The sequence below is a fragment of the Paraburkholderia sp. GAS448 genome (assembly GCF_050435685.1).
In the GTDB taxonomy this organism is placed as follows: Bacteria; Pseudomonadota; Gammaproteobacteria; order Burkholderiales; family Burkholderiaceae; genus Paraburkholderia.
In genome coordinates, this window is record NZ_JBNDKT010000002.1 from 80,614 (window position 1) to 96,997 (window position 16,384).

Consider the following 16,384-nt stretch of genomic DNA (forward strand, 5'->3'; position numbering starts at 1 on the left):
GCACCATGCCGGTGCAGCATGGCGCGCCGACGGGCAGCGGCCCATGTGCATCCGATGCGCGCTTCGCCCCGGATTGCTTGCACGTCGGGCTACACTTCGGACTTGTGCCTTCCTGTCGGACGAGCCTCCGCGCGCGCCTGCGGCGCTGCCAGCGAACGTCGCGCGGCTTCTTCCGAACCAAGCCTGATGGAAATCGTTTTCACCGTCCTCATCCTGCTGCTCGCGGTTGCCAGTTCGGGCATCCTGATCCGGCTCCTGCCTGTCAAAGCGCCGCTGCCGCTCGTGCAGATCGCCATCGGCGCACTGCTGGCGTGGCCGGAACTCGGGCTGCATGTCACCTTCGACCCGGGCATCTTCATGGTGCTGTTCATCCCGCCGCTGCTGTTCGCGGACGGCTGGCGCATCCCGAAGCGCGAGTTCTTCATGCAACGCCGCGCGATCCTGATGCTCGCGCTCGGTCTTGTGTTCATGACGGTGCTCGCCATCGGCTACTTCGTTCATGCGCTGGTGCCGTCGATCTCGCTGCCGGTCGCATTCGCGCTCGCCGCCGTCCTGTCGCCCACCGACGCGGTTGCGCTGACCGGCATCGCTGGCAAGGGCAGGATTGCGCCGCAGCTGATGCATATCCTCGAAGGCGAGGCGCTGATGAACGACGCGTCCGGCCTCGTCGCGCTCAAGTTCGCGATTGCCGCGGCGTTGACCGGCGTGTTCTCGCTGCGCGACGCGTCGATCAGCTTCGTCATCATCGCGGCCGGCGGCCTCGCGACGGGCGCAGCGGTCAGCTGGCTCTTCAGCGTCGTGTCGGCGCGCTTCCTGAATGTTACGAGCGAAGGGGACCCCGCACCCGGTGTCGTGATGACGCTGCTGATTCCCTTCGCCGCCTACCTGTTCGCCGAGCATCTGGGCTGCTCGGGCATTCTCGCGGCCGTCGCCGCCGGCATGATGATGAACTACGCGAGCATCGCGCACGCGGGGCCCGTCGCGTCGCGTGTGCGTGGCGCCAGTACGTGGACGATGATCGAGTTCGTCTTCAACGGGATGGTCTTCATCCTGCTCGGCCTGCAGTTTCCGCACATTCTTGGCGAGGCGCTGCTCGACGCGCATCACACCAGCGACGTGCAGGCCTTGCGACTCATCGGCTATGTCGCGACGGTGCTGCTCGCGCTGTATGCGCTGCGCTTCGTGTGGGTGTGGTTGTTACGCTGGTTCGCGAGCCGTGGCGCGGCACGCCAGGGCGTCACCAACGCGGTGCCTGGGTTGCGGACGGTCGCAATCATGACCGTCGCCGGCGTGCGCGGCGCGGTGACGCTCGCAGGCGTGCTGTCATTGCCGGTCGCGTTACCGGATGGTCAGGCGCTGCCGGGTCGGGAGGTGGCGATCTTCATCGCGTCGGGGGTGATTCTCGCGTCGCTGCTGGTGGCGGTCGTCGCGCTGCCGCTGCTTACGCGTGGCTCGCGCCGTGGCCGCGATCCGCACGCCGCCGAAGAGAAGCATGCGCGCACGCTCGCCGCCCAGGCCGCCATTCGCGCGGTCGACAACCTGCATGAAACAGCCGGCGCCGATCTCGACGAATCGGCGTCCGCGTACGCCGCAGATGTGACCGCGCGCGTGATGGATATTTACCGCCGGCGTCTCGCCACGCTCGATGACAACGAGAAACCCAGCGAACTCGCACGCCGCGCCGAAGCGCTGGAATTGCAGATGCGGCTCGCCGCAATGCGCGCGGAACGTGCGGTATTCCTGTCGTTGCGCACCGAGCAGAAAATCAACGATGAAACGCTGACGCGGCTGATGCGGGAAGTGGATCTGTCGGAGATGGCGTTGACGAACCGTGGGCGGGCGCGAACCTGAGGTGACGTGAGAGGCACCAACGCTCAGACAGCTGCCTGTTGCGCCGGCTTGCGCCGCAGCAGCGCGTAAAGAATGATCGCGCCGAACGTCGCGGTACCGATGCCGCCCAGCCCAAAACCACCCAGCTTCAGTGAAAAGTCGCCCGCGCCCAGCACGAGCGTGACGGCCGCGACAATGAGGTTGCGGTTATCGGAGAAATCGACCCGGTTGACGACCCAGATGCGCGCGCCCGTCACCGCAATCAACCCGAACACCACGATCGACACGCCGCCAAGCACAGGGCCCGGAATCGTCTGGATCACCGCGCCGAACTTCGGCGAGAAGCCGAGCACGAGCGCAATCACCGCAGCGATCACGAACACGAGCGTCGAGTAGATTTTCGTGACCGCCATCACGCCGATGTTTTCCGCGTAGGTGGTGACGCCAGTGCCGCCCGCGAGACCGGAGACGATCGTCGCGAGGCCGTCGCCAATGAACGCGCGGCCAATATAACGATCGAGGTTCTGCCCCGTCATCGCGCTCACGGCCTTGATGTGGCCGAGGTTTTCCGCGACGAGGATGACGGCGACCGGTGCGAGCAGCGTCATCGCCTGCGCGTTGAAAACCGGTGCCGTGAAGTGCGGCATGCCGAGCCACGCCGCGTTCGCGACAATCGTGAAATCGATCGGTTTGCCCATGCCCAGACCGTTCGTCACGATGGCATAGATCACGTAGGCAATCAGCAAACCGACGAGAATCAGGAGACGCTGCAACATGCCGCGCGCGAACACCGCCACCGCTCCGACGCACAGCACCGTCAACAGCGCCATCCACGAATCGAAGGCACTCCCGCTGACACCCTTTACCGCGATCGGCGCAAGGTTCAGCCCGATCACCGCGACGATGGCGCCGGTGACGACGGGCGGCATCAGCGTCTCGATCCACTTCGTGCCGACCGCCGACACGATCAGGCCGATGATCGAGTACACGACACCGCACGCGATGATCCCGCCAAGCGCGACCGGAATATTCATGTTCGGCCCATGCCCGCTGTAGCCGGTCACGGCGATGACGAGGCCGATGAACGAGAAGCTCGAACCGAGATAGCTCGGCACCCGGCCGCCGACGAGCACGAAGAACAGCAGCGTGCCGATACCCGACATGAAAATGCAAAGGTTCGGATCGAAACCCATCAGAAGCGGGGCAAGCACAGTCGAGCCGAACATTGCGACGACGTGCTGGATACCGAGCGCGAACATCTGCGGCCAGGCGAGCCGCTCCTCTGTGCCGACCACGCGGCCTTCGATCGCTTGTGACTGGACACGCCAGCGGGGAAAGTAGGAATCGGCCATAGCAGGAGGTCTCCTTTGTCGACGTATATCTGGGACGCGCCGCTGACGGCGCTGTTCTGGAATTACGCGCGAGTGTACGGAGAGGGGCGCACGCTGACAAGCCGGAGCGTCGGGTTCGCCCCTGTGAAGCTCATGCCGCGCGCTCCACCAGCCTGAAGCGCCGGTCCTGGCGGCCGCGGGCGCGCGGCCGGGCCGAGGCCGCTATCGTTTCACGCCGGATTTCGACTGAGTCACTGGTTGCTCGCCGCGCGTGCCGCAGATCAGCGCCACGCCGGCCGCGGCGGTGGCGCGCAGCGACGCTCGCGTATCGCCGGCGCGCGAGCGCAGCGCAAGGCTGTGCAGGATCGCCGAGGCCACTCTGGCGAGCACCGCTGGATCAGCGGCTGGGTCGAGTTCGCCCTGCGCCTGCGCGAGCTTGAGACGCTTCTCAAACGCACGATCGAAGGTGCGCAGCCCATCTGCCAGTCTGGCGCGAACATCGGCATCGAGCTTCGACTCCACCGTCGCGGTGCCGATCAGGAAGCAGCCGCGTGGCGCCTCGCCTGCCGGCAGATAGAGCGCGAGCGCGGTGTCATAGACGCGCTGCAGCGCCCGCGGCAGCGGCCGATCGCCGCCGAGTGCAGCTTCCATCGCGTGCAGGCCGGCTTCGACATAGCGATCCAGCGTGCTCAGGTAGAGCGCGTGCTTGTCGCCGAAAGCGCCGTACAGGCTCGGCCGGTTCATGCCGGTCGCCTCGCTCAGCGCGTCGAGTGACGTTCCTGAGTAGCCGCCCTGCCAGAACGCATCCCTCGCACTCGCGATGGCCTCGTCCGGATCGTACGCACGGGGACGGCCGCGCGTTCTCCTTTCAGTTTTTGTACCGCTATGCATAAAAATAGTCTGGCGCCGTTGATTTTTGTTCACTATAGTACAAAAACAATCGAAACAGACTGGAGACGTCCAAATGGATCTGTATTTCGCCCCGCTCGCCTGCTCGCTCGCCACCCGGATTGCCCTGTACGAAGCCGGTGCGCAAGCCGGATTCATCCAGGTGGACACGAAGCGCAAGCGGCTGCGCGACGGCTCCGATTTCTATCCCGTCAATGCGTTGGGACAGGTGCCCGCTTTGCGCACTGACGAAGGCTGGCTGCTTACCGAAAACACGGCGATCATGCCGTACGTCGCCGATCAGTTTCCGTCCGCGCAACTCGCGCCGCCCGCGGGTACGGCGGAGCGTGCGAAGCTGCAGCAGTGGCTAGGCTTTATCAGCACGGAATTGCACAAGGCGGTGTTTGTGCCGTTGCTCGATCCGCAGGCACCCGCCGATGTCGGGGACTACACGCGCCGCAAGGTTGCATTGCGCCTCGGCGTCCTGCAGAAACATCTCGACAAACGGGAGTTTCTGCTCGACAGTTTCACGGTGGCGGACGGCTATCTGTTCACCGTGCTGAACTGGGCGCAGTATTCCGGCGTGGACCTGTCGCAATGGCCGGCTGTCGATGCGTACTACAGACGAGTCGCGCAACGTCCAGTCGTAGCCAGTGCACTGGCCGAAGAAGTCGCCCTGCATCGCGAAGAACTTGCCCGGCAGAGCGCCGAAGCTTGACGATGTCATACCGGCCGGCGATGACGGCAAGACGTCATCGCCAGGCCGACATGCCCACCCGTCAGCCGTCACGTCGCGCCAGCGAAAATACCGCGACGGCCGTTTTCAGTTGCCTCGCCTGATCGGCCATCGATCCCGCGGCTGCAGCCGCCTGTTCCACCAGTGCGGCATTTTGCTGGGTGACTTCGTCCATCTGCGCCACGGCGCGGTTCACCTGGTCGATGCCCGTGCTCTGCTCATTCGACGCCGCCGAAATCTCACCCATGATGTCCGTCACGCGCTGCACGGCGTGCGTCACTTCGGCCATCGTCGCGCCCGCGCGCTCGGCAAGGATCGCGCCGCTGTCGACGCGCGCCGTCGAAGTTTCGATCAACGCCTTGATCTCCTTCGCCGATACCGCGCTGCGTTGTGCAAGCGAGCGAACCTCGCCCGCAACCACTGCGAAGCCGCGCCCTTGTTCACCCGCGCGCGCCGCTTCTACGGCTGCGTTGAGCGCAAGAATATTCGTCTGGAATGCGATGCTTTCGATCACGGCGATGATATCCGTCATCCGCTTCGAACCGGTGGCCAGCTCGCGCATCGTCGCGACGACGTCGCCGACGAGACCGCTACCGCGCACAGCCACTTCAGATGCGTCATGTGCAACGCCGCTTGCCTGCTGCGCGTTGTCCGCGTTCTGCCGCACGGTCGCGGTGAGCTGTTCCATGCTCGATGCCGTTTCTTCGAGCGAGGCTGCCTGCTCTTCGGTGCGCTGTGAAAGGTCCGCATTGCCCTGCGCGATCTCACCCGACGCGAGCAGGATCGACTCACTCGATTCGCTGATGCCCCCGACAATGCCCGCCAGCCGTTCGCGCATATTCGCGAGCGCGAACAGCAGACTCGCGTTGTCGCCCGCACGGGTCGCGACACCCACCGTCAGGTCACCGGCGGCGATGCGGTTCGCGATGTCCACCGCGTGGTCGGGCTCGCCGCCCAACTGCCGCGACAGACGCCGCGCGATCAGCCACGCGAGCAGAATGCCCGCGGCCATCGAAGCGAACACCAGCAAGCTCATCACGACAAGCATCCGGCGATATCCGGCCGACGCCTGGTCCTGCGCGTCACTGGCCTCCCTGCGGCGATAGTCGATCACCGCAACGATACGTTCGCGCATCGCGACGCTCGCGGCGATCGCACGGCGCACCAGCTCCGCGTTATCGACGCCCACGGGTATCGGCTCGATCCCGATCTGCTGATGCACGACTGCCTCCCACGCGGCGCTCTTCCTGAGGACTTCGTCCTGAAGCTTGCGGCCTTCTTCGGTAGTGACGGTCACGCGATAGTGATCGAACGCTTCATGCATATTCTTCAGCGAAGCAACGATCTCTTCCTTCAGATGCTGGCGACCGGCGTCATCAGCCGCGTAGCCGAGATTGGCCGCCGCGAGGTCCGCGTCGATCTTGTTGCGATTCGCTTCTTCCATCCAGTAGAGACCATCCATGTGCTGGTCGCAGATGGCCTCGGTGACGGCGTGCATCGACGACAGCGTCGTCAGTCCGGTTACGCCCACCACGACGCCAAAGGCGATCACGATGGCAAACGCCAGCATCAACTTTCTCAACACGGTCATGCGGTCGAACCACTTCATGTCGCCATCCTTTGTCGGGCCGGAATCGGAAAATGTCTCGCGACGCTGCGTGCCAGGTGATGGCGCGCGCATCGGTTCGGACAGCTCGTTTACGGCGTCGTCCTGACGTGGCTTGACGTACTGATGGTGGGAATAAGCTGGGCTGGATGGGCGTTGAATGCGCAATGAAAGCGGAGATACTGGCGCGCGCTATGTCTCGCTCACTTCGGAATCGTCTGATGTATAAGCATTCTGAAAGTACCTACACTGTTCCGCAGGCTGCTTAGTCCATTAGTAGCGCTAGCAAATGCTGTAACTCTCCGACTCGCCGTTCACGTTCCCCGACGTGAACGGCTTTTTTTGTGCCAATTGATAGGCACGGCATGGTCATCAAACCACCCTCGCTCGCCGCCAGCCGTGGATATCCGCCGATGTCCGTTAGTGTTCAGGATTGTCCGGCAGTAACGGCGTCGATGCCGGGATCGCGGCCGCCCCTACCCAGTCGGCTGATCGACGGCTTGCGGTTCCTCGGCGCGCGCTTCCACCGGCCACACGACTACGCGGTTACGTCCGGCATCCTTTGCTTCGTAGAGCGCCGTATCGGCTGCATTGACGAACGCACGACACGTACTGAAGCGCTGACGCTCGGTGCTGGCGATGCCGATGCTGATCGTCAGCACGTGGTGCGCGCTCGCGACATGCCGCATGTCGAGCGACTGCACGGCCGCGCGGATCTGCTCGGCGATGCGCATGGCGCCTGCCTCGCCGGTGTTCGGCAGCAGTGCCACAAACTCCTCGCCGCCGTAGCGCGCCGCACTATCCCCCGGACGGCGCACATGGCCCGCGATGCAGCGCGCCACGGCAACCAGGGCATCGTCGCCGGCGGAGTGGCCGTAGAGGTCGTTGAAGCCCTTGAAGTTGTCGACGTCGATCAACAACATCGAAAGCGGTCGTGCGCTGCGTTGCGTACGCCGCCATTCGGCTTCGACGATCTCCTCGAATGCGCGCCGGTTATTCAGGCCTGTCAGACCGTCGGTGCGCGCCAGCATGCGCAGCTCCTCTTCCACCGCGATGCGCCTGCGCAATTGCTGCGCGAACAGCACGGCAAGCGCGACCAGCGCGACATCGACCGCCGCGATCAGCGAACCGATAATCCAGGCGCGGCGCCGCCATTCGGTATAGATATCCCGCGTCGCGATCGCCACGTCGAGAATCATCGGGTAGCCCGCGATGTGACGGAACGCATACCAGCGCGCCACGCCGTCGAGGGCGGCCGTGCCAAAGAAGTCGCCGTTCGGAGCCTCGGTAAAGCGCGTGTAGTTCGCCGTGCCGTGCAGGCTGCGGCCCGGGATTTTCGCGTCGTACGGACGGCGCATCAGCATCGTGCCGTCGGCAAGCATCAACGCCATCGAGCCGCCTTCGCCCAGATTCACGCCGTCGAACAGCTTGCGGAAGTAATTCAGCCGCATCGTACCCACGACGACACCTGCGAAACTGCCATCCGGATGCGACAGCCGACGGCTCAACGCGATGCTGATTGTGCCGCTGGAGACCCTCGGCATGAACGGATGACTGACATACAGCCCGACCGTGGGCGACGCGCGCTGGACCTGGAAGTAATCGCGATCGGCGACGTTGACGTGGCGCGGCGGCACCGCCTGCGAATCGACGATGATGTCGCCCTTCTCGTTCACCACCAGCAGCGACCCCAGGTCCTTGGCGGTCGCCGAGCGGTCGAACAGAACCATCTGCCGGATCGGCGGCGGCAACTCCATCACACCGGGCTGCCGGAGCCCTTCGATCACCGCCTGCAGCGACAGGTCATAGATGTCCAGATTGCGCGACGTGTCGCGCTCGACCAGCAGCGACACGTTGAACGCAGACTCCTGCGCGCGGCGCAACGCATCCTTGCGCATCTCGAACAGCACCCACACCGAAATCGCGAGGATGGCGGCAGCAAGCACGAGACTGATGACGATCACAGCGTTCGGTCGGCGGGTCACCATGTTTAGATCTGTTAGGGAAACCGCGGGACGGCGGGCTCGTTGTAGGGGCGTCGGTTTCGACTGCGCCCGATACCAGGACATCCGGCAAGCCGGAAGCGAGCGACGCGTGCCATGCTGCAATCCGACAGCCTACCGGTAGCCGGCGTCCGCCAATTGGCCGGATAGAGCCGTCTTTTTCAGGTTCTTCGCTGTTTAACGGCATGTTCGCGACTTTTCTTGATCCACCGTGATTTTCGTCAGGGGATTGCGGAACCCGGCGCGCGGACTCGCCTTGCACGCCGTGCCCAGCCTTCGGCGCATGTTGCGCAACGCCAGCTAATCTGATGGCGAACGTGCGGTGCATCGGCCTCGCCAACACCGTGCCCTGAAACCCTGCCTTGCTTTTCCGGTTCGAGTCGCGGCACGATACGCCGACATCCCTGTTGCCTTTACGGCGCCCGCACGCGGGCTATCTCGAGGAAAAATACAATGCGGTTTGACCTGTTGAAGGGCGTTCTTCCGCTCAATCGCGCCGGGGCTTGGCGCGATGCCCTCGCTGGCGTGACCCTGGCGTCAATGAACATCCCGCAAGTGCTGGGTTATGCGCGCATCGCGGGGATGCCCGCGGTGACCGGTCTTTACACCGTGTTTCTGCCACTCGTGGCGTTCGCCATTTTCGGAGCATCCCGCCACCTTGTCGTGGCCGCCGACTCGGCGACAGCGACCATCGTCGCGAGCCGGCTCGCAACGATGGCGCCAACCGGAAGCGCCAGCTACGTCGTGCTCGCCGGCACGGTCGCGCTTCTGACAGCCGCGCTTCTGCTGCTGGCGCGAATCTTCAGGCTGGGGTTCCTCGCCGACTTCCTTTCCCGCACCGTGCTGCTCGGCTTTCTTGCCGGTGTGGGCGTGCAGGTCGGCATCGCGATGATGGGCGACATGCTGGGCCTCGCGGTGCACTCGTCCCGCACCCTGGACCAGATCGGACTGATCGTCCGGCAACTGGACCATGTACAGCTCGCCACACTCGCGATTTCAGTCGTGGTGGTGAGCTGCATTCTGGGTTTCAGGCATTACCTGCCGCGCCTGCCCGTGTCGCTCTTTGCCGTCGTCGGCGGGATCGCTGCGAGCTATGCCTACGATTTTGCCGGCCACGGCATCGCTGTCATCGGACCCGTAGCGGGCGGCCTGCCGTCCCTGCACGTGCCGCTTCCCGGCTGGCAGGAAACGCTGGACCTCGTGCCGGTAGCGGCTTCCTGCTTCGTGATGATCATCGCGCAGAGCGCAGCTGCAGGCCGCGTCTTCGCGGAGCGCTATCACGAGCGCTTCGATGGGGACGCCGACATCATGGGTCTGGCGGCGGCCAATGCGGCTGCCGCGCTAAGCGGGGCGTTCGTCGTCAACGGCAGTCCGACGCAGACTGCGATGGCCGAACGCGCGGGTGCACGCAGCCAGTTCGCGCAACTTACTTTCGCCGGCGTCGTGGTGGTGGTGCTGCTGTTTCTGAGCGGATCGCTGCAGTACCTGCCGCATTGCTTGCTTGCCGCCATCGTCTTCACGATCGCGGTGGGGCTCGTCAACGTGAAAAGCCTTTGGGCTATTCGCCACGAGAGTCCAGGCGAATTCACGCTGGCGCTCGTCACGGCTGCCGCTGTCGTGTTCATGGGCGTCGAGCACGGGATCCTGCTGGCGGTCGCGCTATCGCTCATGCGACATGTGCGGCATAGCTACCGCCCGCACACCATGATGCTCGCACCTGGCTCCGACGGACGCTGGCTGCCGGTCCCCGCCATAGCCGGCACCGAGACCGCGTCGGGATTGATCGTCTACCGGTTCGGGGCGGATCTGTTCTTCGCGAATGACCATCTGTTCGTCGACGAAGTGCGACAGCTCATCGACCGTGCGCCAGCTCCCGTGCGCTGGTTCCTGGTCGATGCGGGCGCCGTTACGGATCTGGATTATTCGGCGGCCCGGTCGGTGGGCGACCTGTGCAACGAGCTGACGCAACGCGGCATCGTCGTGATTTTTGCGCGGGTCAACGTGTACCTGCGCGCCGACATGGACCGGCATGGCATCACGGGGACGATCGGCGAGAAGCATATCTTCCAGACACTGCACGAGGCACTCGCCGCAGTGGACGCGGCCCCTGCGATGCAGCACGCGGGTGAGGCGTAGGACCACCCGCGACCACCCGCGACGGATTTTTCCCGCTCACGCGTTTAACGAGAAACGGAGCCGGTTGTGTCGTCGTGCCGGCGCGGCCCGCTCACTATCGCCCGGCTGTCGTCGTGTATTGACCGCGAAACCGCTGGTTACCCCCACGCGTAAGACCGGTAGCTCGCACAACGCATTGGACAGGATTGAAGCAGGCGTGAAAACGCACTCAGGGAGCCGCGCGAAGTGAAGAAGATTTGTGTCGCCCGTCAATCGTACAGGGCGTCGCGGCGTGAGTTGGTCACGCGGCGAATGCTGCGGGACCGCGCGTCTTGAGCGAACGGGATCCCGATGCGGAACTGATGGCGCGGGTTGGTACACAGGACCCGGTCGCGGTTCGCACGCTCGTCGCGCGCAAGCTGCCGCGCCTGCTCGCGCTCGCCACGCGCATGTTGGGAGATCGTATGGAAGCTGAAGACGTCGCGCAGGAGGCCTTCGTGCGAATCTGGAAACAGGCGCCGAGCTGGCGCGAAGGCGAAGCCAGATTCGATACGTGGCTGCACCGTGTTGCGCTGAATCTCTGTTACGACCGGTTGCGCGGACAACGTGAAGAGCCGGTCGCCGAAATGCCGGATCAAGCCGATCCAGCCGCATCCCCCGAGGTTCAGTTCGAAAACCGCGCCCGCGACGAACAGATTCGCGTTGCGCTGGCAGCATTGCCCGCAAGGCAGCGCGAAGCGCTCGTGCTGAACTACTACCAGGAACTGTCGAACATCGAAGCAGCCGCCTTGATGGGCATCACCGTCGATGCGCTGGAAAGCCTGCTCGCGCGCGCCCGTCGCAACCTGCGCGCCCAGCTGGCGGGGAGCGGCTTTCGCGAGGACAAATCATGACACCCGAAAGATTCCACACCATCGTCGAAGCCTACGGCGCCGATCCACGTCGCTGGCCGGAACAGGAGCGCGCGGCAGCGCAGGCGTGGGCGGCCGCGCATCGCGCCGAGGCTGACGCGGCGCTCGCCGAATCGGCGAGCGTCGACGCGTGGCTTGCCTGTGACGAAATCGCGCCGCCGGATCGCGCACTTCAGCAGCGCATCGTTGCCGGCGCGCCGGCGCGGCGTGCGCCGTGGTACCGCCACAGGATGTGGTGGTCGGGCGCGGCGCTCGCGGGCGTAGGGTTGACGGGCGGTCTCGCCGGTGCGTTTGCAGTGTCGTTCTTCTTACTGGCTGGCGCGACGTCGCCGGTGCACGACTCGTCTTATCTAACCACGGGCTTCGGCGGATCGACCGCCGACTGGAGCGGCGAATGAACGGCGGACGATGGAAGTTCCTGCTGGTGGGCTCGCTGGTGCTCAATGTGTTTCTGCTTGGCGCGATTGCCGGCGGGGCATACCAGTGGTTCGCCGCACACCGGCCGTCGGGCGTGGCGGTGGCCCAGCAACGGGCGCTGCGCTTCGCCGCCGGGGATCTGTCGGCTGAGCGCCAGGAGGCGTTCATCGACGGTCTGACGGAAGCACGACGGGAGGGGCGGCAGTTCGCGCGCGAGGGCCGTGAGGGCCGTCGCGAGGTGCTGCGCCTGCTCGCCGCACCGCAACTCGACCGCGCGGCGCTGGATGCCGCGCTGGCCCGCACGCGGGCCGCCGACAGCGCGCTGCGGGCGCAGGTCGAAAGCAGCGTCGCGGATTTCGCCGCCTCGCTTACGCCGGAGGAGCGGGTCAAATTCGCCGACAGCCTCAAACAGCGCGGGCAATGGCGCGAGCCGCAACCGGCCGTCGCTGCGAGCCAGCCCGCCGGCCAGTAAATCTTTTCGCCTGGCGCGACGGAATTTTCGGCGCGTGTCGTTTAAAGGAATATCCAACGCCTGAAGAGAACGGCATGGCCATTTCATCAAACGACAATGCCGCGGCTATCGCGCTGAACCGCTTCGGTCTCGGCGCGCGCCCGGACGACGCGCCGCCTCGCGAGCCAAAGGCGTGGCTGCTCGCGCAGTTCGACCAGTATCAACCGCGGTCTGCCGCATGGGCGAACCAGCCGACTGCGGCGTCACTTGCAACCGGACTTGCCCAGCAACGTCAGCAGAAGCTGCAAAGCTCGCAGAGCTCGCAAACCCCGCAGACTCCGCCGGATCAGCAAAACGCCAGCACCGGCCAGGCGGCTGACGCGACTGCAAGGCAGGCCGCCAACAAGGCCCTTCGCGAGGAAGTGCGCGACGTGTATCGCTCGGCAGTGAACGCACGCGTCAACAGCGCGCTGACCACGCCTGCGCCGTTCGTCGAGCGGCTCGTGCACTTCTGGGCGAATCACTTCGCGGTATCCGGCGACAAGCCCGCCGTCGCCGCGCTGGCGGGTGCGTTCGAGGCAGAGGCCATTCGTCCGCATGTGCTGGGCCGGTTCGAAGACATGCTCGTCGCAGTGGAACGCCATCCGGCCATGCAGGTGTTTCTGGATCAGACACGCTCGGTCGGCCCCGACAGCATGGCGGCGATGCGTGCCGCAGAGCGTAACCCGGAGCGCAAGCGCGGTCTGAACGAGAACCTCGCGCGCGAAATCATGGAACTGCACACGCTCGGCGTGCGCAGCGGCTACACGCAGGACGATGTGACGGAGTTCGCCCGCGCGTTGACCGGCTGGAGTGTTGCCGGCGTTCAAGGGCCGCAGCCGCCTGGCGCCACGCCAGGCGAATACGTATTCCGTGCGGCGCTGCACGAACCCGGTTCGCGGACCATCATGGACCGGCGCTACGACCAGTCTGGCGAGAATCAGGCGCTGGCGATCCTGCACGACCTCGCTGCGTCGCCTTCGACCGCGCAGCATATCGGCGGCAAGCTCGCGCGCCACTTCGCGGCCGACAATCCGCCCGCCGGTTTGAGCGACCGACTCGCGGACGCGTTCAGGCGCAGCGGCGGCGATCTGCCGACCGTCTATCGGGCGCTGCTCGATGCGCCGGAAGCCTGGACCCCGGTTGCCGTGAAGTTCAAAACCCCGTGGGAGTGGGCGATTTCGTCGCTGCGCGGCCTCGGCTGGCAAGACACCGGCAACCTTCAGGCCGCGCCGCTCCTGACGCAACTTGGCCAGCCCGTCTGGCGACCGGGATCGCCCGCCGGCTACGACGACATCGCGGCAAGCTGGGCCGCGCCCGACGCCCTCGTGCGCCGCGTCGAAGTCGCCCAGCGCCTCGCCGCGCGTGTCGGCGACCAGCTCGATGCGCGCGCGCTTGGACAGATGCTGCTGTGCGGTTCGCTCAGCCCGGCGACCGGAGCCGCGGTGTCGCGCGCGGAAAGCGCGTCGACCGCGATTGCGCTGTTGCTGGTCTCGCCGGACTTTCAACGGAGATGAACGTCATGCTGTCACGCCGCAGATTCTTGAGCTTTGCCGCTGCCGGCGCGGGGGCCATCCTCGCGTCTTCGCACATCGCGTTCGCCAGCGTTCAGACCGAACGCCGCTTCGTCTTCGTGATCCAGCGCGGCGCAGCCGACGGGCTGAACATCGTCGTGCCGTACGCCGAACCGGACTACGCGAAACTGCGCGGCGCGCTTGCTATCGATGCGTCAACCGCGACGAGACTCGACGGCACGTTTGCGCTGCATCCTTCGCTCGCGCAGACCGCGAAGATGTATGCGGATGGCGAGGCGCTGTTCGTGCACGCGGTGGCGTCGCCGTATCGCGACCGTTCGCACTTCGACGGACAGAACGTGCTGGAAACGGGCGGCGCATCGCCTTATCAGGTGAAGGACGGCTGGCTGAACCGGCTGGTCGCGCTGATGCCAGCCAGCCGCGAAAGCGCCATTGCGTTCGCGCCCACCGTACCGATGGCCTTGCGCGGCAAGGCGGAAGTGACGTCTTATGCGCCCTCCGCGTTACCTCCGGCGCCCGACGATCTGCTCATGCGGGTGTCCCAACTCTACGAACAGGATGCGCAATTGCGCCCCCTGTGGGAATCGGCGATGACCGCGCGCGGGCTGGCGGGTGACGCCGGTGCACGCCAGGATCCAGCGAGCCTTGGCAAGCTCGCAGCCAGCTTTCTTGCGCGCGACGACGGTCCGCGCATCGCGATGATCGAGACCGGTGGCTGGGACACCCATAGCGCGCAGAATGCGCGCCTCGCGAATCAGCTGAAAGCGCTCGACACGATGCTCGCGGCACTGCGCGACGGCATGGGTCCGTTGTGGAACAAAACCACCGTGCTGGTCGCCACCGAGTTCGGCAGAACCGCCGCGGCCAATGGCACAGGCGGCACTGATCACGGCACGGGTTCGGTTGCGATGTTGATCGGTGGCGCGGTCGCTGGTGGACGTGTGCTTGCCGACTGGCCTGGCCTGAAACCTGGCGAACTCTACGAAGCGCGTGACCTCAAGCCTACGACGTCACTCGACGCACTGATCTCCGGCGCAGCGGGCGAGAGCCTCGGGATCGATCCTCATCGAACTGCGGCGGCGCTCTTTGGACAGGCAGGGGCGACGCGTCCGTTGACTGGGCTGGTGCGCGCGTGAAGTCTGGTTGGCCTATCGAGCGTACGTCGTCTACATAAAACATCAACGGGAGTGGCAATGAAAATCAGAGGTGCTTTCAGCACTGTCTTTCTTTGGAGTTTGTGTGCGGGGTCGCTGAGCGCGTGCGTAGTTGAGCCCGCGCGACCGCCTCAACCGGAGCCCGTTGTCGAAGTCGTGCCGGTCGCGCCCGCCCCCGGCTATCACTGGGTCAAAGGACACTACCGCTGGGAAGGCAATCATTGGGCGTGGATTCGCGGGCACTGGGCGCCAGACTGGCGACGCGCCTTAGCGCATTGCCCGGGGAGACAGCGGAACGTCGTGCGAGCTGCAAACCAGGCTCAGAGCCGGGTCCGCAGAGCCGCCCAGCCTAGAGGCGTCGGTTGATGAAATCAGCGCCGCAGGAGCGAGCAGGTTGTTGCCGCTTGCGGCAACAACCTTGAAGAGCACAGCTCTGTTCGGTCAGAGCTAACAGGTGCTCTGCAATGTGTTTGCTGAAATGGGACTTCATTTTTCAAAGCGCGGCCTAAAACCTCATTCAACGAGCGACGGCGAAATTAATTTCCTTTGCTTTCAGACTGTTACGTCATCATCCAGAGCGCTGGGGCGAGACTGGCACGCCCCGTGCATATGTAGCTGCGAGCGCAAACAAATCGTGCTCTTCCCAACCCGAACCGAAGCAAATCAAGGAGATTTATCATGACCTCGCTGATGATCAAAGACCTGTCCCTCGACAAAGAACTTAGCCGCAAGGAAATGACCGCAGTAAGCGGCGGCAGCGTGTTCCAGAACAACGGCGTCAACGCTATCGCCAATGGCGGCGGCTTCTCGTTCGCCAGCCCCAACGTCATTACGGCGCCCGTCACCCAGGTCGATGCATCGACAAAGACGTACGTCGATCTGACCAACGTTTCCAATACGATCAATAATCTCGGCGGCCAGGTTCTGGCGAAGCAGTTTTAAGCTTCGTCAATACTTTCCGAAGGAGAACGCGTCACAGGGGTATGGGTTCCGTTGCAGCGGTTCCCATCAACGTAAGTTCTCCTCACGGGCATGTCAGGTGCTCGTCCAGGCCCGTCCCTCGCAGGGGCGGGCTTTTCTTATTTCTTATTGCACGCTTTTCGGTGTGTGCGGGACCGAAACGGAGCCGTGCAACCACGTGACGATGGTGGCATGACCGTGGTCTCTCATCGCAAATCCCACTCTCGCCCGCGCACATCTGCGACGTTCTGCATTCGGCCTGACGCATGCCGATAATGTTCGCCTGGCCCCTCCCACCCGTTTTCTGAAGCGCGTATGCACGCTCGGCTTCGGTCAGGGCAAAACGCCCGCTTGCCATGTCACAGCCTTACTCGCATCGGCCGCGCTCAAGTCTTATGGCACGACGAC

Annotated in this window: 13 protein-coding genes and 1 pseudogene; 10 read left to right on the forward strand and 4 right to left on the reverse strand. The window is 64.7% G+C overall.

The features are described from left to right. The first annotated feature begins 186 nt into the window (after positions 1-186). Entirely contained in the window at positions 187-1,851 is a 1,665-nt protein-coding gene (locus P3T23_RS04010) for a Na+/H+ antiporter (RefSeq protein ID WP_429314912.1), read from the forward strand. A gap of 23 nt (positions 1,852-1,874) precedes the next feature. Here the strand turns inward: P3T23_RS04010 and P3T23_RS04015 are convergent, their stop codons facing one another. Both P3T23_RS04015 and P3T23_RS04020 read right to left on the reverse strand, forming a co-directional pair. Then, on the reverse strand, positions 1,875-3,182 hold the full coding sequence (locus P3T23_RS04015; RefSeq protein WP_429314913.1) for a solute carrier family 23 protein: 1,308 nt from the start codon (positions 3,180-3,182) through the stop codon (positions 1,875-1,877). A gap of 201 nt (positions 3,183-3,383) precedes the next feature. Further along, positions 3,384-4,208, reverse strand: a complete 825-nt coding sequence (locus P3T23_RS04020) for a TetR/AcrR family transcriptional regulator (RefSeq protein WP_429314914.1) — start codon at positions 4,206-4,208, stop codon at positions 3,384-3,386. On the opposite strand from P3T23_RS04020, the gene P3T23_RS04025 reads away from it, so the two are divergent. Continuing rightward, a complete protein-coding gene (locus P3T23_RS04025; protein ID WP_429314915.1) occupies positions 4,126-4,767 on the forward strand; it encodes a glutathione binding-like protein in 642 nt (213 codons plus the stop codon). The two genes, P3T23_RS04020 and P3T23_RS04025, sit on opposite strands and share 83 nt — an antisense overlap. A 61-nt stretch (positions 4,768-4,828) precedes the next feature. On the opposite strand, the gene P3T23_RS04030 is transcribed toward P3T23_RS04025, so the two are convergent. Both P3T23_RS04030 and P3T23_RS04035 read right to left on the reverse strand, forming a co-directional pair. Then, complete coding sequence (locus tag P3T23_RS04030) at positions 4,829-6,394, reverse strand: methyl-accepting chemotaxis protein (protein WP_429314916.1); 1,566 nt, start codon at positions 6,392-6,394, stop codon at positions 4,829-4,831. A gap of 473 nt (positions 6,395-6,867) precedes the next feature. Continuing rightward, positions 6,868-8,379, reverse strand: a complete 1,512-nt coding sequence (locus P3T23_RS04035) for a sensor domain-containing diguanylate cyclase (protein ID WP_429314917.1) — start codon at positions 8,377-8,379, stop codon at positions 6,868-6,870. A gap of 468 nt (positions 8,380-8,847) precedes the next feature. Between P3T23_RS04035 and P3T23_RS04040 the strand changes: the two genes are divergently transcribed. From P3T23_RS04040 to P3T23_RS04075, 8 genes and pseudogenes are all read left to right on the forward strand, one after another. Beyond that, positions 8,848-10,530 carry a SulP family inorganic anion transporter gene (locus P3T23_RS04040; RefSeq protein ID WP_429314918.1) on the forward strand — a complete coding sequence of 561 codons (1,683 nt, stop codon included), beginning with the start codon at positions 8,848-8,850 and terminating at the stop codon, positions 10,528-10,530. Between the two features lie 311 nt (positions 10,531-10,841). Next, the gene (locus tag P3T23_RS04045; RefSeq protein ID WP_429314919.1) at positions 10,842-11,402 is read left to right on the forward strand and encodes an RNA polymerase sigma factor; all 561 of its coding nucleotides are present in this window, start codon (positions 10,842-10,844) and stop codon (positions 11,400-11,402) included. Then, positions 11,399-11,818, forward strand: a complete 420-nt coding sequence (locus tag P3T23_RS04050) for a hypothetical protein (RefSeq protein ID WP_429314920.1) — start codon at positions 11,399-11,401, stop codon at positions 11,816-11,818. The genes P3T23_RS04045 and P3T23_RS04050 overlap by 4 nt, the downstream gene beginning before the upstream one ends. Then, complete coding sequence (locus tag P3T23_RS04055; protein ID WP_429314921.1) at positions 11,815-12,309, forward strand: periplasmic heavy metal sensor; 495 nt, start codon at positions 11,815-11,817, stop codon at positions 12,307-12,309. Before P3T23_RS04050 ends, P3T23_RS04055 begins: the two co-directional genes overlap by 4 nt. 74 nt (positions 12,310-12,383) lie before the next feature. Then, the gene (locus tag P3T23_RS04060; RefSeq protein WP_429314922.1) at positions 12,384-13,844 is read left to right on the forward strand and encodes a DUF1800 domain-containing protein; all 1,461 of its coding nucleotides are present in this window, start codon (positions 12,384-12,386) and stop codon (positions 13,842-13,844) included. A gap of 5 nt (positions 13,845-13,849) precedes the next feature. Next, on the forward strand, positions 13,850-14,998 hold the full coding sequence (locus P3T23_RS04065) for a DUF1501 domain-containing protein (protein WP_429314923.1): 1,149 nt from the start codon (positions 13,850-13,852) through the stop codon (positions 14,996-14,998). Between the two features lie 57 nt (positions 14,999-15,055). Beyond that, positions 15,056-15,274 (forward strand): annotated as a pseudogene (locus P3T23_RS04070) (YXWGXW repeat-containing protein); the annotation flags it as partial. A gap of 420 nt (positions 15,275-15,694) precedes the next feature. Further along, entirely contained in the window at positions 15,695-15,958 is a 264-nt protein-coding gene (locus tag P3T23_RS04075; RefSeq protein ID WP_429314924.1) for a hypothetical protein, read from the forward strand. Positions 15,959-16,384 lie beyond the last annotated feature (426 nt).